Source organism: Mesorhizobium sp. M6A.T.Ce.TU.002.03.1.1 (assembly GCF_003997275.1).
Lineage (GTDB): Bacteria > Pseudomonadota > Alphaproteobacteria > Rhizobiales > Rhizobiaceae > Mesorhizobium > Mesorhizobium mediterraneum.
Genome location: NZ_RZTI01000078.1, coordinates 1 through 19,295, shown reverse-complemented (window position 1 = coordinate 19,295; position 19,295 = coordinate 1). Strand labels below are relative to the sequence as shown.

Here is a 19,295-nt window from a genome sequence, read left to right as displayed (position 1 = left end):
GTGTTCAACCAAAATCCTTTGGTTGAAAGAAAAATTCGAATTGGTTGGGCTGCCGAGCAATTGCTACGCTCGCGGTAGTTTGATCTGCATCTGCTCGATTATCCGTTTTCTCGCGCATTTCCGAGTTTTTCTGCCGCTTTTCGGGGCATTTGCCTTTCAGAAAAGCACTCAACCAAAAACTTAAAAAATTCTCAGTTTTGGGATTGTCGAGCAAAACCAATCCGAATACGGTTGAGTTGGTTAAATGCATTTTCTTCGCGAAGAGAGGTGTCAGACATGTCCATGGCGCAACCAGCAGACCTTGCCGTCACCAACAAGAAGGCCGCGCTCAAGGGCCTGTATGACGCCCTCTACGAAAAGAACATGTTTCCGTTCTGGGCGACATCGGAAGGCGTCGATCACGACGAGATTAAGCAGCTCATGGCGACGTCGAAGGCGATACCCTTCGTCTGGTCCTATGCCGACATCGAGCCGCTGCTGCAGCGCGCCGCCGAGCTGGTCACCATGGACGATAGCGAGCGCCGCTCGCTGATCCTGGTCAATCCCGGTCTTGCGCCCAAGCGCGCATCGGTCAGCACGATGTACACCGCCTATCGCCTGAATGATCCAGACGAGATCATGCCGCCGCACAAGCACTCGCCGAGCGCCATACGTTTTGGCCTGACCGGCAAGGGCAACTTTACCGGCGTCGAAGGCGAGGATGTGGTTTTCGGCCCCGGCGACATGGTGCTGACACCCAATGATGCCTGGCACAATCACGGCACTGTCGGCGGCGAGCAGGCAGTCAACCTTTCGGTTCTCGACCTGCCGCTGGTCGAGACACTGCACGCCGTGCATTTCGACCACAAATACACCGAGATGGTCGACGGCAAGGAAGTCGAGAAAAAGGTGCAAACCGCCCGTTTCCCGAGCGATTATTCGCAACGCATCTATGGGGAGGGCGGCCTGATGCCGCGCTTCGTCGACCACAAACGCGGCGGCGGCCTGTCGTCGCCGATGTATGTCTATCGCTGGGAGAAGATGGAAGCGATCCTCGATGCCCACAAGGATTGGGACGGCGATCCGCACGAAGGTATCGTCATCGACTATGTCGACCCCACCACCGGCGGCCCGGTCTTCCACACGATCAACTTCTACGTCCAGATGTTGCGGCCGGGCGAAAAGACGCTGCCGCAGCGCGAGACCGCCAGCCTGCTGTTGGCGCCGTTCCGCGGCAATGGCCATTCAATCATCGACGGCAAGCGCTACGACTGGAACCAGTTCGACACGATCGCCATACCGGGTGGTTCCTGGGTCGAGCACGTCAATGGCTCCTCGTCCGAGCCGGTCATCTTCTTCGGCGCGACCGATGCGCCGACCCAGAAGGCGCTGCTCCTCTACAAGCGCTGGGGCCGCAACCAGGCCGGCGATCTACTCCGCATCGTCTAGCTTTTGCAGCAGAAACCTGTCCGCGCCGCCATAGTGGCGCGGACACCGAAAAAGACGTTTCAGCAGCAAGGGCGTATGCATTTGGTTTCGGCGTTCAACACAAAGCTGATCGGCCATATCGACTGTCCGGGCGGTGGTCAGGTCTGGGTCGACCGCAACATTCTCTATATCGGCCACATGCGACCGCCGAGCGGCACGACGCTGGTCGATATTTCCGATCCGCGCAATCCGAAGAAGATCGCGACGATCGATGTTCCGCCGGGTTGGCATTCACACAAGGTGCGCGCCCAGGACGGTCTGATGATCATCAACCACGAGCGCTTCGGCGATGCGGGCCCTGCCGATTTCGGCGGTGGCCTGGCGCTTTACGACACGAGCCGACCGGCAGAGCCGAAGCTCATCTCGAAGTGGATAACCGGCGGCCATGGCGTGCATCGCTACGACTATGACGGCCGCTACGCCTATATCTCGCCAACCGCCGACGGCTATGTCGGCAACATCGTGATGATCCTCGACCTGATCGATCCGGCGAGCCCGGTCGAGGTCGGGCGCTGGTGGATACCAGGCCAGTGGACCGGCGGCGGTGAAGAGTATCCGTGGCATGACTACGTCACGCCACGCTGCCACCATCCGCTGCGCATGGGCGACCGGCTCTATGTCAGCTACTGGCATCACGGCCTGTTCATCCTCGACATTTCCGACATTTCGAAGCCGAAGCTTGTCTCGCATATCAATTCGAGCCCAAGTTTTCCGCATCCCACGCATACGTGCCTGCCGATCCCGCAGCCGCTCAAGGGCCGCAACATCATGGTGGTGGCGGACGAGGATGTCGCCAAGCTCCGGCCTTCGCCGCCGGCTTTCACCTGGATCTATGACATCACCGACGAGACGAATCCGCTGCCGATCGCGACCTTCCAGGTGCCCGGCCTCGACCCGGACGGCGCACCGCAACCGCCGATGACCGGCTGCCATCAGCCTTCCGAACGGTTCAAGGGCACCATCATTCCGTTTGCATGGTTCGCGCAGGGGCTGCGGCTGGTCGACATCGCCGACCCGTTCGCACCCAAGGAGGTCGGCCATTTCATGCCCGATGCGCCTGAAGGCGCCGAGCGTTCCTCTTCCAACGACGTCACCATCGACGACCGCGGCATCGTCTACCTGATCGACCGTATCCGTGGCGTCGATATCATCGAAACCAGCGTTCTCTAGGGGGACAGGTTGAGCGACAGCACACGAAAATCCGCCAGTCACTACGCCATCGGCAAGAAGAATCCGAACCTGCCGTTTCATCCGGCGGTGCGTGCCGGTGATTTCATTTTCGTCTCCGGCCAGGTGCCAAAGGACGAGAACAACAACATGATCAGCGGCACGATCGAGGAAGAGACGCTGGCCACGCTGAAGACCATCGCGCGCGTCATTGCCGATGAGGGTGCAACGCTTTCCGATGTCGTGCGGATAACGACGTATCTCGAGGATACGCGCGACTTCGGCCGCTACAACAAGGCGTTCCTCGAAGGGGTCGGCGACGCGGTGCTGGCACGCACGACCGTCGAGGCAAAGGCCGTCATCAACACCAAGATCGAAATGGACGCCATCGTCTACAAGCCGCTGCCGGCCGGCAAGTAGGCCACGACACAATCGAGGAGACGACATGTACAAGCTTTTGGGACGCCAGACATCGGGCAACGTTCAAAAGGTGCTCTTCATGCTCGAAGAGCTCGGCGCGCCATATGAGCGCGAGGACTACGGCCGCCAGTTCGAAAACACCCAGACTGCCGAATACAAGGCACTCAACCCGACGTCGAAGGTTCCGACGCTGGTCGACGGCGACACCGTGATCTGGGAGTCCAACACCATCCTGCGCTATCTCGCGGCATCCGGCGGCGAGCAGCTGAATGGCGCCACCCCTGCACAAAAGACCGAGGTCGAGCGCTGGATGGATTTTCTGCTGGCGGCGGTCAATCCTGGTTATCTGGCCGCCTTCAAGGGCGCTAAGCTGACGCCCGAAGAACAGACCGCCGAATACAAGGAACAGGTGAAGGACCTTGTGGCGCAACTCAAGATCATTGACGGGCATCTGGCCGGCAATGATTTCCTGGCGCTGGGCAAGCTGACCATTGCCGATATCGCCTGCGCGCCGATCCTGAAACGCTGTATCGACTTCAAGATCGACCGGCCGTCGCTGCCGAATCTGGAGCGCTGGGTGGCCGCAATCGCCGCTCGTCCAGCCTTCAAAGCGGCGACCGCCGCGGCCCCCGCAAAGGCCGCATGATGATCAAGCGCGCCGCCCTCATCGGATTGGGAACGATGGGTCCGGGCATCGCCGCGCGGCTTTCGCGCGGCGGGCTCGACGTGGCGGCGTATGATGTTTCCGAAGTTGCGGTCGAACGCGCCCGCGGCATGCTCGACCTTGCCGGCGGGGTGCTGGACCGGCTCGACATCGAGGCGCCGACAACGGGCGCCGGCACGGTGCGCTTCGTCCGTACCCTTGCCAAGGCTGTCGATGGTGCGGAGCTGGTCATCGAGAACGTGCCTGAAAATATCGACATCAAGGCCGAGACCTATCGCGCCATCGACCCGTTGATCGGTTCTTCGGTTATCGTCGCCTCGGACACCTCAGGTATTCCGATCACCAAGCTGCAGGCCCACATCTCGCATCCTGAGCGGATGGTCGGCATGCATTGGTCGAACCCGCCGCACATCATTCCAATGATCGAGGTGATCGGCGGCGAGAAGACCGCGCCTGAAACCGTGGCGACCATACGCGAGCTGATCCGCTCGATCGGGCTGCTGCCGGTGGTGGTGAAGAAGGACGTCCCGGGCTTCGTCGAAAACCGCGTGCTCTATGCGCTGCTGCGCGAAGCGGTCGATCTGGTTGAGCGCGGCGTCATCGAGCCGGAGGATCTCGATACCTGCGTCTCCTGGGGCATCGGCTACAAGATCGCCGTTATCGGGCCAATGGCGCTGCTCGATATGGCCGGCCTCGATATCTACAAATCCGTCTCGTCGTTCCTCAACGCCGATCTTTCCAATCGTGATGATGTCGCGCCGATGGTTCTGGAGAAGGCCGGCGCATCGAAGTTCGGCATCAAGTCGGGCGAGGGCATGTTTTCCTACACGCCCGAGCAGATAAAGACACTGCAGGGCGAACGGGCGCGCAAGCTGGTCGCCGTGCGCCGCATCCTCGAAGGCCGGGAGTAGGCGATGGCACAAGTTGCGCGCAGCCGGGTTGGGGAGTTCTGCCGGTTGGCCGCTTGTGCGCATGGGGCCGGGAACATCGCCGTGAAGGCGGATGTTCAAGCAACGAACGTGCGTGGGACGACAAGCCATGCAGGTTGAAACCATTCGACCCGCCGGTGGCAGATCGACCCACATCCGCCACGACGACTTGATTTCCGCCAAGGGCGTTTCGGTGGTCATGGGCACGGATCAGAACCGGCAGCTGATCCTTAGGGATATTGACCTTTCGGTTCCGAAAGGTTCGTTCGTATCCCTCATCGGCCCTTCGGGTTGCGGCAAGAGCACATTGCTCAAAGTGCTGGCTGGGCTGGTCAGTCCGAGCAGCGGCAGCGTTTCGATCGCGGGCCTTTCGCCAGGCGACGCAGCGCGCAAACGGATGATCGGTCTCGTCTTCCAGGACGCCAATCTGCTGCCGTGGAAAAATGCCGTCGACAATGCCTCGATGCTGCTTGGCATCGCCGACAAATCGATGTCGCGCGCGGCGTTGCGGGCACGTGGACAGGAGATGCTGGAACTGGTGGGACTTGGCGACGCCGCCCACAAGCGCCCAAACGAACTGTCTGGCGGCATGCGGCAGCGGGTCGCCATCGCCCGGGCTTTGGCGCTCGATCCGGCGGTCTTGCTGATGGACGAGCCGTTTGGCGCGCTTGATGCGATCACCCGCGATTCGATGGGTCAGGCGCTGCTGGAGATATGGCAGCGGACCGGCAAGACGATCGTCCTGGTGACGCATTCCATTGACGAAGCCATTCAGTTGTCGCGCCAGGTTCATGTGCTGGGAATCAACCCAGGGCGCATTGCCCAGAGCCTGGACATTCCGCTGCCTTATCCGCGCGACACTTCCGTGACCGAAGTCCCCGAATTCGTCAGGCTGGTGCTTCAGCTTCGGACCATGCTGCGATCCAGTCATGAGCCAGGAGGCGCGACGTGAGCGAGCAACCTCTCATGAACCTCTCCCAGCCACAGCCGGTTTCCGGCTGGAACGCGGCGACAAGCAGCTGGCTTCCGGCGGTCATCCTTTTGCTGGTGACGATCGTGTTGTGGGAAGCCGCGGTGCGGATATTCTCCATTTCCTCCTTTATCGTTCCTGCCCCATCCGAGATTGCGAAATCGCTGGTCGCGCAATGGGGCACTCTCATGCAGGCGACGATCGTCACGGCGGGCGAAATCCTGTTTGGCTTTCTTGTCTCGGTCATAGTCGGCATTGCGCTTGCTCTGGTTATCGTGCGTTTCGACTGGCTGGGACGCGCTCTGTACCCGCTCGTCGTGTTGTTCCAGAACGTGCCGAAGGTCGCGCTGGCGCCGATCTTCATCCTCTGGTTCGGCTACGGGCTTGCACCCAAGATAGGTCTGATCCTGGTCATCGCCTTCTTCCCGGTGACGCTGTCGATGCTGGCGGGCATGCAATCGGTCGACCGGTCGCTTCTGTCGCTGATGAATTCGGTCGGTGCCAGCCCGACCCAGATCCTGTTCAGGATCCGCGTTCCCCACTCGCTTCCGAGCCTGATGGCTGGAACCAAAATTGCAGCGACCCTGAGTGTGATCGGCGCGATCGTCGGCGAATTTGCCGGAGCCTCGGACGGGCTCGGCTACGTCATCCAGTTCGCGTCGACCCAGCTCGACACGCCCTTGGTCTTTGCGGCGCTGCTGCTCGTTTCCGTGCTCGGCATCGCCTTCTACTACGCAGCCGAAATTCTCGAACGTGTCGTGGTGCCGTGGGCGCCGAAATTCAGCCAGGCCTAGGATATTTCGAACAACCAACAAACGAGGGGAACAAACAATGCTGAGACGCTCTCTTATCAAGGCAGCCACCTTTGCGGCGTTTGTCGGCGCGCTTGGCTTGTCGAACGCGGCGCTGGCGGCGGACAAGGTCAACGTCCAGCTCGACTGGGTCGTGCGCGGCAATCACGCCATGTTCTTTGTCGGCAAGGACAAGGGCTTTTTCGCCAAGAACGACATCGATGTGAGCGAGGTCCGCAAGGGCTCCGGCTCGCCCGACGCCATGCGGCTGGTTGGCAACGGCAACGCTGAATTCGGCTTCGGCGATCTCCCCACGCTTGCCGTGGCAAGGTCGCAGAATGTTCCCGTCGTGGCGCTGGCGGCGGTCAACCAGCAGTCGCCGCTGGGCATCATCTCGCTCGCCAAGACGCTCAAGCTGACCAAGCCTTCCGACCTCAAGGGCCTGACCATCGGCATCCACCCGGCAGGATCCACCTACATCTTCTTCAGGGGCTTCCTGGCTGCCAACGGCATGAGCGAGAAGGACATGACGCTCAACAGCGTCTCGCCGCCTTACGAAAGCTACCTACTGCTCGGGCGTGTGCAGACAGTGGTCGGCTATCTCGACGCCGAAGTGCCCGAACTTGAAGCCAAAGCCGGCGGCCCGGGGTCGCTGAGCATCATGCTCGGCGCCGATCATGGCTGGAAAGCCTATGGCTCGGGGTTGTTCACCTCTGAAGCGATGATCAAGGACAAGCCTGATGTCGTGCGCCGTTTCGTGAAGGCCTACAGGGAGGCTTTCGACTATGTCGCGGCCCATCCGGAAGAAGCCGCCGAGATCACCGCCAAGGCCGTTCCCGGCTATGCCGAAAAGAAGGACGTTCTACTGGCCCAGCTCAAGGCCGACATCGCCTCGACGTTCAACAGCCCGGCGACGAAGGAACACGGTCTCGGCTGGATGACGAAGGCCCAGTGGGAAGAGACCTTAAAGACGCTGACGGATCAGGGCGTGCTCAAAACGGCGCTGTCGGCAGATGACGTCTTTACCGACAAATTCCTGGCGGCAGAGTGAAGGTTCCGAGCGGTGTCTGAAGTGGCAAACAGCCAGCGTCTACCGGCAAGCCAACCTGCCGTCTGCACTGCCGCATGTCACGGCCACTTGCCCCTTTGCGGCACTGGTCCGGTCGAGCGCGATCTGCACGCGGCTGGTGTAGGCGTGGCCGGCCAGGCCGCACCACAGCCGCTCGACGGGCAGGTTTTCACGCTTCTCGTTGAGAATCGCAAACGTCCCGGTTTTTGGATCGAACCACAGCTCGACACCGGCGCTCTTGCCAGGCGCCGCGGTGGCGATCGTGGCCGAATACCAGTGGGCGAAGTCGGCGTTGCAGGAAAGCGCCTCGCGCCCCGCATTCGAGATCGTCAGCGGCACGGGATCGAGCCCGTCGGTGCCGGTCCGCACAGTGATGTGCCGCAATTCAACCGCGTTGGCGAACGAGGTGAACGCCAGCGTTATCGGAAGGACATATCGCACAACCACCTTGCTTGAACTCCTGATATAATTGTTCAGGCAGTCTACCTCGCTTTTGCGCAATAACAATAAGAATATCTTGGGTCAACCGAACAGAGAGGGTAACATGTCTAAGTTTTTGAAGAGCAGCGTAAGTGCTGTTATATTGAGCGGCCTCTTGCTCGGCAACGCACTTGCCGCCGAGGTCAAGTCCATTGCCATCCTGACGCCGGAAGAAGGCACCGATTATGGCTGGAACCAGCAAGGTATCGACGCTGCCAAGGCGGCGGCGAAAGCTGCCGGTGTCGAGATAGTCGTGGCGCAGGGGCTCGGCTATGGCGACGTGCGGCCGACATTGCGGGAACTGGCGGCTGACGGCGCCAGCCTGCTTATCGCTCATGCCAGCGGCTACAACACCTCGGCTCCCGAAATCGCCAAGGAAACCAAGGTGCCGGTGGCGATCGTCGACACACCGACCGGTCTGGAGAAGGGCCTCGTCGCCGACTACACGCTGAGCGGTCACGAAGGCGCGTATCTTGCCGGCCGTCTAGCCGCCAAGATGTCGCGCTCCAAGTCGGTCGGCATCGTCGTGTCCGGCGAGCCTCCGTCGTGGAACTCGCAGTCGGCGGCGTTCGCGCAGGGCGTGAGGGCCGAGAGCCCGGACGTCAAGGTTACCTATGCTGTGATCGGGCCTGCCGCCTACAGCGATGCGGCCGGCGGCAAGCGCGTCACCGAAAGCGTGATCGCATCGGGCGCCGACATCATCTTCGGCCAGGGCAACGGCTCGAGCTTCGGCATGCTGCAGGCGGTCGAGACGACCAAGGCCGGGGATGGCGGCAAGGTCTATTTCATCGATGTCATCGGCGACAAGACGCCCATCGACAAAGGTTTCCTGCTGTCGTCGGTGGTCTGGAACATCGAGCCGGTCTATGCGGCGATGATCGCAGACCTGAAGGCCGACACGTTCGGCACGAAGAGCTACTCGATCGGCCTCAAGGACGATTCCGTCAAGCTTCTGAAGACCGCTGCGATCCCGGACAATATTTGGGCTGAGATCCAGGCGCTGCGCGAAGACGTCATTTCCGGCAAGACCAAGGTCGATCCGGTCTATGATGCAGCCGCCGTCAGGGCGCTGATGACCAGCGTCGCCCAGTAAGGCGATTAACAGCAGGCTGCCGGAGGGGCGATCCGTTCGCCCCTCCGGACCGATTTCATATTTTCAAGGCCTTGGCTTTTATGAGCAGTGCTTCCTCATTGTCGGTCGCTAAGCGCGATATCGTCGCGCTTGAAGGCGTCACCAAACGGTTCCCCGGCGTCGTCGCCAACGACAGCGTCGATCTGGAGATCCGTCCAGGTGAAGTGCATGTGCTGCTCGGCGAAAACGGCGCCGGAAAATCCACTTTGATCGGCATGCTGTCGGGCCTGCAGCAGCCGGACGAGGGGCGCATATTGGTCGACGGCGAGCCGACCGCGATCACTTCGCCCCGCCATGCACTGGCGCTCGGCATCGGAACCGTATTCCAGCACATGATGCTGGTGCCGACGCTGACGGTGGCGGAAAACCTGTTGCTCGGCGGACCGTGGTGGCAGCGCCCCAAGACCGAAGAATTGGAAGCGCGCGTCGCCGAGATCACCAGAACGCTCGGTATCACGGTAAAGCTGCATGCCAAGGTGTCCGAGCTTTCGCTCGGCGAACAGCAGCAGGTCGAGATCCTGCGCGCCATGGTGCGCAATAGCCGGCTTCTGATCCTCGACGAGTCGACCTCGATGCTGACGCCGAAAGGCATCGACGAGCTGGGCGCCTTGATGCGCCGTCTGGTCGAGCAGGGGTTGGCGATCGTCTTCATCACCCACAAGCTCAAGGAGGCGGCGGCCTTCGGCGACCGCATCTCGGTGCTGAAACTCGGCCGCAAGGTCGGCGAAATTCCTCCCGAGCGGTTTCGCGCGCTGGGCGAGCAGGCGATCATTTCGGAGATCGTCGAATTGATGTTCGGCAAGCAGAAGGACGACCCGGAAGCGGCAGAGCGTCCCGTTCGCACCATCCGTGCCGAAGCGGCTCCCTTGCTTGAAGTGCGTGATCTTGCGGTTGCGCCGACAGACGATGCACCGGGCCTGTCGTCGATTTCCTTCGACATCTGTCCAGGCGAGCTGCTGGGCATCGCCGGTATCGACGGCAATGGCCAGAAGCAACTGGCGGAGGCGTTGGCCGGCCAGCGTGCGACGGTGGGCGGTTCGGTGCGGCTGCAGGGAACGCCGATCGAGGCGCTGAGCGTCGGCGAACGCCGCCAGAAAGGCCTGCGTTACCTGACCGACGACCGGCTCGGCGAGGGCACGGTCGGGACCTTCCCGGTCTCGATCAATTTCTTCCTGAAGCAGGTTGGCGCGGCGCCCTTCTGGCGCAGAGGCGTCGAGCAGCGCGCCGAAATCGACAAGCGCGCGGCCCAACTGGTCCGCGAATATGACGTGCGCACGCCAAGCCTGAAAACGCCGGTCGCTCGGCTCTCTGGCGGCAATATCCAGAAGGTGCTGCTGGCGCGCGAACTCGCCGAAGGCGCAAAAGTGGTGATCTTCAACAAGCCAACCTATGGGCTCGATCTCGCCAACACATTGGCTTCGCGCCAGCGAATCCGCGATACGGCGGCTCGCGGCCTTGCCGTGCTGCTCATCTCCACCGATCTCGAAGAGTTGCTCAGCATGTGCGACCGCATCGCCGTCATCTCGAACGGGTCGCTCGTCGGCACCGTCGAGAATGCCGACGACGCCCGCACCAAGGTCGGTCGCTTGATGATCGGGCTTGCCGCATGAGCATCGACACCGCACCAGCCGCCGGCGCAACCGCCCTCGATGCCACGGCCGCGGTGGCGACGCGCCGCGACATCCAGCATCGGCTGCTGATGACCCTCGGCCCGATCCTGGCCGCGTTGATCATCGCCGGCTGCATCCTGCTTGCCGTCGGCGTCGACCCGCTTGCCTATTATGGCTTTGTCCTCAAGAGAGGGCTTTTATCGCCGCTCGGCATCCAACAGACGCTGACGCGCATGGCGCCGCTGCTGTTTCTTGCCGCCGGCCTGATCGTGGCTTTTCGCGCCGGCATGTGGAATCTCGGCGGTGATGGCCAGTTCCTGCTCGGCGCGGTAACGGCGGCGGCCAGCGCTCCGGTTCTCGTGGAGGTCATGCCGGCCTGGCTGGCGCTGATCTGCTCGTTCGTCATCGCCATGTTGGTCGCGATGATCTGGTCCCTGGTGCCGGCGCTGCTGCGCGCCTATCAGGGCGTCAACGAGATCATCACCACGCTGATGATGACGTTTCTGGGCACCTCGCTTGCCAACGTGCTGGTCAAGCTGATGTTTCGCGATCCGGGCACAACCGTGCCGCAGACCCGCACCTTGCCGGTCGAGGACCGGCTGCCGCGCCTGTTCGACACGACCATCACAAGCGGATTGCTTCTGGGACTGGTGGCGATCATCACCGTGCATCTGGTGATGACGCGCACGGCCTTCGGCCTGAAGTTGAGGATCGTCGGGGCTAACCCACGCGCGGCCATCCATGCGGGGCTCGGCGTGCCGAAGCTCACCATTGCCGTCTTCGCCATTTCGGCCGGGCTGGCCGGTCTTGCCGGCGCTGTCGATATCCTCGGCGTCCAGGGCAATGTGCGCGCGGACTGGAACCCCGCTTACGGGCTGGCTGTCATCCCCGTCGTGTTCCTCGCCCGCATGAACGGCTTTGCCGCCATCGGTTTCGTGTTCCTGCTTTCGGTGCTGTCGATCGGCGGCGAGAGCGCGGCCCGCCGGCTTGGCGTGCCCAACCATTTCACGCTGGTGCTCGTCTCCATCGTGCTGATCGTGCTCGCGCTCGCCGAATACATTGATCACCGCTATAACCAGTCGCGAAAGGCCTGAAGCCATGACCGGGCTGTTCAGCGAAGTCTTTCTCAGCGCGCTTTTGTTTGGCGCGGTCACCGCGGCGATCCCGCTGCTGCTGGCCGGCCTCGGCGAGCAGATGTCCGAAAAGGCCGGGGTGCTCAACATCGGCATCGAGGGCATGATGCTGGCCGGCGCCTATCTCGGCTTCGTCGGCGCCTTCTATTCCGGGTCGCTGTGGCTGGGCTTTCTCACCGGCGCCGGCGGCGGTGTCGCCGTGGCGCTGGTCATGGTGCTGCTTTGCGTGCGCATCGGGTTGAACCAGATCGTCATCGGCATTGCGCTGACCCTGGGACTCGAAGGTTTGACGGCACTGCTCCACCATTTTCAGTTCTCGCGCAGCTATCCCCGCTTGCCGGCGGTGGACGTGACGGTCATTCCGTTGCTGTCGGACATTCCGGTCATCGGGCCGGCGCTGTTCAGGCAGCATCTCATCGTCTATCTGGCGGTCGCGCTGGTTTTCGCCATGGGCTACATCTACCGGCGCACGCAGCTCGGCCTCAACCTGCAGGCTGCGGGCGACAAGCCGGCAGCCCTTGACGTTGCCGGCATCGACGTCGTGCGAACCCGCACCGTCGCCGTGCTGACGACCGGAGCGCTGGCCGGGCTTGGCGGCGCCTATCTTGCCAATGTCGGGGCCGGCCTGTTCATTCCTTTCATCACCAATGGCGCGGGCTTTCTCGGCATCGTGCTGGCCATGCTGGCGCGCGGTCGCCCGGTCTGGGTGCTGTTCGGCGCCTTGCTGTTCGGGGTCTGCCTGTCGCTGACGACGGCCATGCAGGTGGCCGGCATCAACATACCGACCGACATCATCCAGATGCTGCCGTACTTGGCGGTGATGGTCATGCTGGTGCTGTTTGGCCGGCGGGCCAGCCTGCCGGCGGCGCTCGGCATTCCATACGAGCGCGGGGCGCGCTGATCACAGGTTCACGCGCGGACGGGACCCGCGCCAAAAGAGGAGACAAAAATGTCGGATACCAAGGTCTACCTGCTCGATGGCGGCTCGCTCGTTCTCGACGGCTATCACGTGTTCTGGAATCGCGGCCCTGGTGGCGAAGTGCGCTTTCCCGTCTATTCGATCCTGATCGAGCATGCCGAGGGCCGGTTTCTCATCGACACCTGCTACGACTATGATCACGTGATGAAGGTGCTGCCTTTCGAAAAGCCGATCCAGGAAAAGCACCAGACCATTCCCGGCGCCCTGGCGCTGCTCGGCCTCGAGCCGAAGGATATCGACGTCGTCGTCAACTCGCATTTCCACTTCGACCATTGCGGCGGCAACAAGTATTTTCCGCATGCCAAGAAGATCTGCCACCGGACCGAGGTGCCGCAGGCCTGCAATCCCCAGCCTTTCGAGCATCTCGGCTATTCCGATCTGAGCTTTTCGGCGGAGGCCGCCGAAGCGCGTGGCGCGACTGCGCAATTGCTGGAGGGCACGACGCGGGCCAACTCGATCTTCGAAGGCATAGAGGGCGACGTCGAGCTTGCCAGGGGCGTCAAGCTGATCTCGACGCCGGGTCATTCGATCGGCCATTACAGCCTGCTGGTCGAGTTTCCCAAGCGCAAGCCGATCATGTTCACCATCGACGCGGCCTACACGCAGAAGAGCCTTGAAACGCTGTGCCAGGCGGCCTTCCACATCGACCCGGTGGCGGGCGTCAACTCGATGCGCAAGGTGAAGAAGCTGGCCGAGGATTATGGCGCCGAGCTGATGTATTCGCACGACATGGAAAACTTCAAAACCTATCGGACCGGCACGCAATTCTACGGCTGATCGCCACCGACCGGAGACAAGATCATGCGCTATTTCGAACACGCCGAACCGGTTATCACGCTCACAGCGGGACCGGTGAACGCCTATCCCGACGTGCTGCGCGGCCTCGGCCGCACGGTGCTCTACGATTACGACCCGGCGTTCCAGCTCTTTTACGAGCGTGTGGTCGACAAGGCGCAGAAGGCGATGCGGCTGTCGAATAAGCCGGTCATTCTTCATGGCGAGCCGGTGCTTGGCCTGGAGGCGGCCGCAGCCTCCCTGATCACGCCGGACGACGTCGTGCTCAACCTTGCTTCCGGTGTCTACGGCAAGGGGTTTGGCTATTGGGCGAAGCGCTATTCGCCGCATCTCATCGAAATCGAGGTGCCCTACAACGAGGCGATCGACCCGCAGGCGGTTGCGGCAATGCTGGAAGCGCATCCGGAAATCACCGTCGTTTCCGTCTGCCACCACGACACGCCGTCCGGCACTATCAATCCGATCGACGCGATCGGCGCGCTGGTTTCGACGCACGGCGCCTATCTGATCGTCGATGCCGTTTCGTCCTTCGGCGGCATGAGGACGCATCCAGAGGAATGCAAGGCCGATATCTATGTCACTGGCCCGAACAAATGCCTGGGTGCGCCTCCCGGCCTCACGATGATGGGCGTCAGCGAGCGGGCCTGGACCAAGATGAAGGCAAACCCGCTGGCGCCGAGCGCGTCGATGCTCAGCATCGTCGATTGGGAGCATGCGTGGTCGAAGGACAAGCCGTTTCCGTTCACGCCGTCCGTCGCGGAGATGAACGGGCTCGACGTCGCGCTCGACCTCTACCTCAACGAGGGAGCGGAGGCGGTGTGGGCGCGTCACGCGCTCACCGCCAAGGCCATGCGGGCGGGTGTCGCTGCCATGGGCCTGTCGATCTGGGCCGCAAGCGACAATATCGCGTCGCCGACCACGACCGCCGTCCGGACGCCAGAAGGCATCGACGAGACGGCGGTTCGCCAGGCCGCGCGCGCTCGTTACGGCGTGGTGTTTTCATCTGGCCGCGGCGAAACATTGGGCAAGCTGACACGCATCGGCCATATGGGCCCGACCGCCCAGCCGATCTATGCGGTCGCGGCGTTGACGGCACTTGGCGGCGCGATGAATTCCTTGGGCCAGAAACTCGCGGTCGGCAAAGGCATCGACGCGGCGCTGGCCGTTATCGACGCCGACACATGAACCAGAAAATCACCAGATCACAAATTGAGGGAGCGTTGTCATGACTGAACGACTGGCGGGAAAGACGGCCCTGGTTACCGGGGCCGCGCAAGGCATCGGAAAGGCTATCGCCGCGCGCTTGGCCGCCGATGGCGCGACGGTCATCGTCAGCGACATCAACGCGAAAGGCGCCGAAACGGCGGCCGCGTCGATCGGCGGAAAAGCGAAGGCGATTGCCGCCGACATCTCCGACCCTGCATCCGTCAAGGCGCTCTTCGCCGAGATCCAGGCGCTGACCGGGGGCATCGATATTCTGGTCAACAATGCCAGCATCGTGCCGTTCGTCGCCTGGGACGATGTCGATCTCGACCATTGGCGCAAGATCATCGACGTCAATCTGACCGGCACCTTCATCGTCAGCCGCGCAGGAACGGACCAGATGCGTGCAGCGGGCAAGGCCGGCCGGGTGATAAGCATCGCCTCCAACACTTTCTTTGCTGGCACGCCGAACATGGCAGCCTATGTCGCGGCCAAGGGCGGCGTCATAGGCTTCACCAGGGCGATGGCCACAGAACTCGGCAAATACAACATCACCGCCAACGCGGTGACGCCGGGCCTGATCGAGAGCGATGGCGTCAAGGCCAGCCCGCACAACGAGGCGTTCGGCTTCGTCGAGATGCTGCAGGCGATGAAAGGCAAAGGGCAGCCGGAACATATCGCCGATGTGGTGTCGTTCCTGGCCTCCGATGACGCGCGCTGGATCACCGGCCAGACGTTGAATGTCGACGCCGGGATGGTGCGCCACTAAAAGCGCGTCGCGTCTGAAAGGGTTCATGCGAAGCTCGTTAATCATATTTGTTCGCGCGAAACCGGAGATCCGATATGAAACCTCGGCCCGCAATTGGCGCACTGGCCGTTGTCTTCGCCTTGGTTGCCGGCCCGAACGAGGCAAGATCGCAGGAACGCGCATGTCGCAGTCCCGCTCCCATCGACACCATAAACGAGTTGTTCTCCGCGATCTTCGCCTGTTGGGAGCCACCGCCCGGAACCGCGGGCATGACCCTGACGCTGCAGTTCTCAATTCGCCGAAACGGCACACTTATCGGCAAGCCTCGCGCCACTTACTCCCGTCTCGGGAATGATGACGCCCTCAGCCGGGCCTTCGTGGCTTCGGTCCTCGATGCTCTCGACAAGGCTCTGCCACTGCCCGTTTCGGACAGCATGGGTGGAGCGATCGCAGGGCGCACGCTGTTCCCTCGCTTCACAGCGGCGAGTGGGCGTGCATGCTAAAGCGCGTCCGGCAATGTGCATTAGTGCATCGGCGCAACGGCCCTTGGTCACTTCGTATCTTGAGCCGAGGCAGAAGGGCGGGGGACGTCGCAATCCCAGGTGAACTATTGTGAATAGCGCTTGACCAACTCCGCCGGGGCATCGTACTTTGGATCCATGGATCCAAAGTCGATCTTTAGCGAACTCAAAGACGAGATTGAATCAGGTGAATTGGCACCGGGCTCTGTTCTCAAGCAGGAATCGATCGCCGAGCGTTTCGGGGTCAGCCGCCAGCCCGTCCGGCAGGCCTTGGACCGGTTACTCGGGAGTGGCTTGGCCGTGCGGCGTCCCGATCGAAGCGTGGCGGTAGCGATCCTCTCAGTACGGGAGGCGACTGAACTTTGCGAAGTTCGGGCTATTTTGGAGGTCGCTGCCTTGGAGCAGTCGGTGCCGGGGCTTCAGCCTTCCGCTTTGCGTAAGGCTGAGAGGCTCAACGACGAGTTGTTCGCGGAGTACGACCCGTCGCGGATTCTGGAGCTCGACCAACAGTTTCACCTAGCCCTGTACAGCGGTTGCACGAATACTCGATTGCTTGAGACCATCGGAGACCTTCGACGAGAATCCCGGCGGGCAACCCTCCACCAAGAGCGTGGCGCCCAGGAGCGAATTGATTTCTTCGAGGAACACGCGGCGATCATTGCCGCTTGTGCGAGGCGCGATTTCGACGCTGCGGCGCAGCATCTTCGCTGCCATCTGACCCAGACGACTGCAAGACTTCTTTCCGTTCCGACAAAGGATCAATCATGAAAATGACCGTCGAAGTGCACTGGGAGCGAGAAGGAGCGGTATTCACCGACAAGCGCTACAGCCGCGCGCACATCTGGCGCTTCGACGGAGGCCAGGTGGTGCCGGCATCCGCTTCGCCGCATATCGTTCCGCTTCCTTATTCAGTGGAAGCCAACGTCGATCCAGAGGAGGCTTACATCGCGGCGATTTCCAGCTGCCACATGTTGACCTTTCTCTCGATCGCGGCGCCCCGGGGGATCGTCGTGGAGAGCTATACCGACAAGGCGGTCGGCATGATGGAGAAGGTGGACGGACGATTGGTAGTCAGCCGCGTTGACCTCAATCCGACCATTGTCTACGCCGGGGAAACGCCAACCGCCGCGACAGAAGCGAAACTGCACCACTCGGCGCATGAACAGTGCTTCATTGCCAATTCCGTGAAGACGGAAATCCAGGTAGCCACCTGAGATATCCATTTACCGGCGCGATTGACAACCACAATTGGGTTTCGAACCTAGACCGGCGGGTTCTGCGGCTGGAAGAATTTGCCGCGCTCGGCGATCAGCACCATCACCAATGCGCCAAGCGACACGCTGCAGAATCCGGCGGCCAAGGGCGTCACCGTGCCGTTGAAGGCTTGGCCGATCAACGTGCCGAGCAGGCCGCCGAGGAAGGTCTGCATGAACCCCAGGATGGACGATGCCGTGCCGGCCAGTTGGCCGAGCGGCTCCATGGCGAGCGCGTTGAAATTTGCGCCGAGTGCGCCGAACGGGACCATCGCGCAGGCAAAGAAGGTAATGAAAAGCCAGAGCGGCATCTTCATTTGGATGGAAACGATCAGCCAGGCGAGGCTGATGGCCAGAAACAGGAGCAGCGCGCTCTGCGACAGGCGGCGCATGCCGATTCGGCCGACAAGGCGCGAATTCAGATAGTTCGAAAAGGCGAGCACGCCGGCTATCCCTGCGAAAATCACCGGGAACATCTCGCCGACGCCGAAGACGCCGACATAAATCTGCTGCGCCGAATTGATGAAGCCGAACATCGCGCCGAAGGCAAAAGTGCTGGCAAACGCATAGCAAAGTGCCATGCGATTGGTCAGCACGATGCGGAAGCCGCCAAGGATGGATGAGACCGTCAGCGGCCTGCGGTGTTCGGGATGGAGCGTTTCGGGCAGGCGCAGCATTGCCCACGCCGATACGATCAGCGCCCCGGCCGCCATGGTGATGAAGATCACGTGCCAGGTCGCGAACAGCATGATGAACTGGCCGATGCCGGGAGCCACCACCGGAATGGCCATGAACACCATGAAGATCAGCGACATGACTTCGGCCATGCGCCGGCCGTCGAACGTGTCGCGCACGATCGAGACGGCGATGACGCGTGTGGCCGCGGCGCCGATGCCTTGCACCACCCTGCACAGGATAAGGGTGGCGAATGTCGGCGCGACTGCCGCCGCCGCAGCCGCCGCGACGTAGATCACCAGTCCGACGACGAGTGGAGCACGGCGTCCAAAACGGTCAGAGATCGGTCCGAAGAAAAGCTGCCCGCCGCCAAAACCCAGGATGTAGGCGGCAATCACATACTGGCGGTGGTTTTCATTTTCCACGCCCAGCGAGGCGCCGATTTGCTGCAGCGCCGGCAGCATGATGTCGATGGCCAGCGAGTTGAGCGCCATCAATGCCGCGCACAGCGCGATGAATTCCCAGCGCGGAATAGGCAAGGTGCTTGCCTGTTGCGGCACTTGTGCATGCTGATCCACGGCAAAGTCCGATCTTCAAACGAAAAAGCGCCGGCGCGCCGGCGCATTCATTCGTCTTGTGCCCCGATAGCGGGGAGGTAGTCAGTTTACCGAGGTGGGGGCTGGCCCGGCGTCTAGCTCATGACCCCGAAAATCGGAATCGATTTTCGGAAAGGATCGTGCGCAAACAGAATTCAGGCGGCGCCTTTAACGCTCACGCCCTTTTCGACGAGGTACGTCTGCAGTTCGCCCGCCTGGAACATCTCGCGGATGATGTCGCAGCCGCCGACGAACTCACCCTTGACGTAGAGCTGAGGGATCGTCGGCCAGTTGGAGTATTCCTTGATACCTTGCCGCAGCTCGGCCGAGGTCAGCACGTCCACGCCCTTGTAGTCGGCCCCGATGTAGTCGAGGATCTGCACGACTTGACCAGAAAACCCGCATTGCGGGAAACCGGGCGTGCCCTTCATGAAAAGGACGACGTCGTTGCCCTTCACTTCGCTGTCGATGTAGTCGTTGATACCGCTCATAGAGAATCCTTTCATGCCCGCGGGAGTCGGGCTCGAAACATATCCTTTCAAATAAACCCATAGGTTGCCTGAAACAAGACGTTTGCCGCCTCGTCACGCAAATGGCGCAAAGGATGGCTTGATATTGGGCCAAGAGCATCGGCCAGCTATTTCCCCGGGAAGCGATGAAAAGGCGACATAGCGCGGCGATCCTGATTGGTGT

General features: G+C 61.7%; 22 protein-coding genes. 18 read left to right on the top strand and 4 right to left on the bottom strand.

What is annotated here, in order from left to right; all coding sequences use genetic code 11:
- Positions 1–4 precede the first annotated feature (4 nt).
- Positions 5–250, bottom strand: a complete 246-nt coding sequence (locus EOC93_RS21470) for a hypothetical protein (RefSeq protein WP_127205627.1) — start codon at positions 248–250, stop codon at positions 5–7.
- Positions 251–282: 32 nt separating this feature from the next.
- Between EOC93_RS21470 and EOC93_RS21465 the strand changes: the two genes are divergently transcribed.
- From EOC93_RS21465 to EOC93_RS21430, 8 genes are all read left to right on the top strand, one after another.
- Positions 283–1,428, top strand: a complete 1,146-nt coding sequence (locus tag EOC93_RS21465; protein ID WP_245458048.1) for a cupin domain-containing protein — start codon at positions 283–285, stop codon at positions 1,426–1,428.
- A 75-nt stretch (positions 1,429–1,503) separates the two neighbouring features.
- Positions 1,504–2,637 (top strand): hypothetical protein, encoded by a 1,134-nt coding sequence (locus EOC93_RS21460; RefSeq protein ID WP_095489585.1) that lies wholly within the window; start codon positions 1,504–1,506, stop codon positions 2,635–2,637.
- A gap of 9 nt (positions 2,638–2,646) precedes the next feature.
- The gene (locus EOC93_RS21455; protein ID WP_127205626.1) at positions 2,647–3,054 is read left to right on the top strand and encodes a RidA family protein; all 408 of its coding nucleotides are present in this window, start codon (positions 2,647–2,649) and stop codon (positions 3,052–3,054) included.
- Positions 3,055–3,079: 25 nt separating this feature from the next.
- Positions 3,080–3,700 (top strand): glutathione S-transferase family protein, encoded by a 621-nt coding sequence (locus EOC93_RS21450; RefSeq protein ID WP_127205625.1) that lies wholly within the window; start codon positions 3,080–3,082, stop codon positions 3,698–3,700.
- Positions 3,700–4,629, top strand: a complete 930-nt coding sequence (gene fhmpcd1, locus EOC93_RS21445; RefSeq protein WP_127205636.1) for a 5-formyl-3-hydroxy-2-methylpyridine 4-carboxylate 5-dehydrogenase — start codon at positions 3,700–3,702, stop codon at positions 4,627–4,629. The genes EOC93_RS21450 and fhmpcd1 overlap by 1 nt, the downstream gene beginning before the upstream one ends.
- Before the next feature lie 127 nt (positions 4,630–4,756).
- Positions 4,757–5,599 (top strand): ABC transporter ATP-binding protein, encoded by an 843-nt coding sequence (locus tag EOC93_RS21440; protein ID WP_127205624.1) that lies wholly within the window; start codon positions 4,757–4,759, stop codon positions 5,597–5,599.
- On the top strand, positions 5,596–6,411 hold the full coding sequence (locus tag EOC93_RS21435; protein WP_127205623.1) for an ABC transporter permease: 816 nt from the start codon (positions 5,596–5,598) through the stop codon (positions 6,409–6,411). Before EOC93_RS21440 ends, EOC93_RS21435 begins: the two co-directional genes overlap by 4 nt.
- A gap of 37 nt (positions 6,412–6,448) precedes the next feature.
- On the top strand, positions 6,449–7,459 hold the full coding sequence (locus EOC93_RS21430) for an ABC transporter substrate-binding protein (protein ID WP_127205622.1): 1,011 nt from the start codon (positions 6,449–6,451) through the stop codon (positions 7,457–7,459).
- 39 nt (positions 7,460–7,498) lie between these two features.
- Here EOC93_RS21430 and EOC93_RS21425 read toward each other — a convergent pair whose 3' ends face one another.
- Complete coding sequence (locus EOC93_RS21425) at positions 7,499–7,924, bottom strand: hypothetical protein (RefSeq protein ID WP_127205621.1); 426 nt, start codon at positions 7,922–7,924, stop codon at positions 7,499–7,501.
- A gap of 97 nt (positions 7,925–8,021) precedes the next feature.
- Between EOC93_RS21425 and EOC93_RS21420 the strand changes: the two genes are divergently transcribed.
- From EOC93_RS21420 to EOC93_RS21375, 10 genes are all read left to right on the top strand, one after another.
- Positions 8,022–9,050, top strand: coding sequence for a BMP family protein (locus EOC93_RS21420; protein WP_127205620.1), 1,029 nt, complete (start codon positions 8,022–8,024; stop codon positions 9,048–9,050).
- 80 nt (positions 9,051–9,130) lie between these two features.
- Complete coding sequence (locus EOC93_RS21415) at positions 9,131–10,699, top strand: ABC transporter ATP-binding protein (RefSeq protein WP_127205619.1); 1,569 nt, start codon at positions 9,131–9,133, stop codon at positions 10,697–10,699.
- On the top strand, positions 10,696–11,793 hold the full coding sequence (locus tag EOC93_RS21410; RefSeq protein WP_095489577.1) for an ABC transporter permease: 1,098 nt from the start codon (positions 10,696–10,698) through the stop codon (positions 11,791–11,793). Before EOC93_RS21415 ends, EOC93_RS21410 begins: the two co-directional genes overlap by 4 nt.
- A 4-nt stretch (positions 11,794–11,797) precedes the next feature.
- Positions 11,798–12,733, top strand: coding sequence for an ABC transporter permease (locus EOC93_RS21405; protein ID WP_127205618.1), 936 nt, complete (start codon positions 11,798–11,800; stop codon positions 12,731–12,733).
- Positions 12,734–12,781: 48 nt separating this feature from the next.
- The gene (locus tag EOC93_RS21400; RefSeq protein WP_127205617.1) at positions 12,782–13,588 is read left to right on the top strand and encodes a 4-pyridoxolactonase; all 807 of its coding nucleotides are present in this window, start codon (positions 12,782–12,784) and stop codon (positions 13,586–13,588) included.
- Between the two features lie 24 nt (positions 13,589–13,612).
- Positions 13,613–14,791, top strand: coding sequence for an alanine--glyoxylate aminotransferase family protein (locus EOC93_RS21395; protein WP_127205616.1), 1,179 nt, complete (start codon positions 13,613–13,615; stop codon positions 14,789–14,791).
- Positions 14,792–14,831: 40 nt separating this feature from the next.
- A complete protein-coding gene (locus tag EOC93_RS21390; protein WP_095489574.1) occupies positions 14,832–15,578 on the top strand; it encodes an SDR family NAD(P)-dependent oxidoreductase in 747 nt (248 codons plus the stop codon).
- A 248-nt stretch (positions 15,579–15,826) separates the two neighbouring features.
- Positions 15,827–16,060 (top strand): hypothetical protein, encoded by a 234-nt coding sequence (locus EOC93_RS34895; RefSeq protein ID WP_245461506.1) that lies wholly within the window; start codon positions 15,827–15,829, stop codon positions 16,058–16,060.
- Positions 16,061–16,180: 120 nt separating this feature from the next.
- Positions 16,181–16,846, top strand: coding sequence for a GntR family transcriptional regulator (locus EOC93_RS21380; RefSeq protein ID WP_245461505.1), 666 nt, complete (start codon positions 16,181–16,183; stop codon positions 16,844–16,846).
- Positions 16,843–17,292 carry an OsmC family protein gene (locus EOC93_RS21375; protein ID WP_206532258.1) on the top strand — a complete coding sequence of 150 codons (450 nt, stop codon included), beginning with the start codon at positions 16,843–16,845 and terminating at the stop codon, positions 17,290–17,292. Before EOC93_RS21380 ends, EOC93_RS21375 begins: the two co-directional genes overlap by 4 nt.
- A 47-nt stretch (positions 17,293–17,339) precedes the next feature.
- Here the strand turns inward: EOC93_RS21375 and EOC93_RS21370 are convergent, their stop codons facing one another.
- Positions 17,340–18,539, bottom strand: coding sequence for a multidrug effflux MFS transporter (locus EOC93_RS21370; RefSeq protein ID WP_164759225.1), 1,200 nt, complete (start codon positions 18,537–18,539; stop codon positions 17,340–17,342).
- A gap of 218 nt (positions 18,540–18,757) precedes the next feature.
- Entirely contained in the window at positions 18,758–19,093 is a 336-nt protein-coding gene (gene grxD / locus EOC93_RS21365) for a Grx4 family monothiol glutaredoxin (RefSeq protein ID WP_127205613.1), read from the bottom strand.
- Between the last annotated feature and the right edge of the window lie 202 nt (positions 19,094–19,295).

Excerpts from the sequence above, each read along its gene's own strand:
- EOC93_RS21470 (WP_127205627.1), bottom strand. The coding sequence starts at position 250 with ATGCATTTAACCAACTCAACCGTATTCGGATTGGTTTTGCTCGACAAT.
- EOC93_RS21465 (WP_245458048.1), top strand. The coding sequence starts at position 283 with ATGGCGCAACCAGCAGACCTTGCCGTCACCAACAAGAAGGCCGCGCTC.
- EOC93_RS21460 (WP_095489585.1), top strand. The coding sequence starts at position 1,504 with ATGCATTTGGTTTCGGCGTTCAACACAAAGCTGATCGGCCATATCGAC.
- EOC93_RS21450 (WP_127205625.1), top strand. The coding sequence starts at position 3,080 with ATGTACAAGCTTTTGGGACGCCAGACATCGGGCAACGTTCAAAAGGTG.
- fhmpcd1 (WP_127205636.1), top strand. The coding sequence starts at position 3,700 with ATGATCAAGCGCGCCGCCCTCATCGGATTGGGAACGATGGGTCCGGGC.
- EOC93_RS21440 (WP_127205624.1), top strand. The coding sequence starts at position 4,757 with ATGCAGGTTGAAACCATTCGACCCGCCGGTGGCAGATCGACCCACATC.
- EOC93_RS21430 (WP_127205622.1), top strand. The coding sequence starts at position 6,449 with ATGCTGAGACGCTCTCTTATCAAGGCAGCCACCTTTGCGGCGTTTGTC.
- EOC93_RS21420 (WP_127205620.1), top strand. The coding sequence starts at position 8,022 with ATGTCTAAGTTTTTGAAGAGCAGCGTAAGTGCTGTTATATTGAGCGGC.
- EOC93_RS21415 (WP_127205619.1), top strand. The coding sequence starts at position 9,131 with ATGAGCAGTGCTTCCTCATTGTCGGTCGCTAAGCGCGATATCGTCGCG.
- EOC93_RS21410 (WP_095489577.1), top strand. The coding sequence starts at position 10,696 with ATGAGCATCGACACCGCACCAGCCGCCGGCGCAACCGCCCTCGATGCC.
- EOC93_RS21405 (WP_127205618.1), top strand. The coding sequence starts at position 11,798 with ATGACCGGGCTGTTCAGCGAAGTCTTTCTCAGCGCGCTTTTGTTTGGC.
- EOC93_RS21400 (WP_127205617.1), top strand. The coding sequence starts at position 12,782 with ATGTCGGATACCAAGGTCTACCTGCTCGATGGCGGCTCGCTCGTTCTC.
- EOC93_RS21395 (WP_127205616.1), top strand. The coding sequence starts at position 13,613 with ATGCGCTATTTCGAACACGCCGAACCGGTTATCACGCTCACAGCGGGA.
- EOC93_RS21390 (WP_095489574.1), top strand. The coding sequence starts at position 14,832 with ATGACTGAACGACTGGCGGGAAAGACGGCCCTGGTTACCGGGGCCGCG.
- EOC93_RS34895 (WP_245461506.1), top strand. The coding sequence starts at position 15,827 with ATGACCCTGACGCTGCAGTTCTCAATTCGCCGAAACGGCACACTTATC.
- EOC93_RS21375 (WP_206532258.1), top strand. The coding sequence starts at position 16,843 with ATGAAAATGACCGTCGAAGTGCACTGGGAGCGAGAAGGAGCGGTATTC.
- grxD (WP_127205613.1), bottom strand. The coding sequence starts at position 19,093 with ATGAGCGGTATCAACGACTACATCGACAGCGAAGTGAAGGGCAACGAC.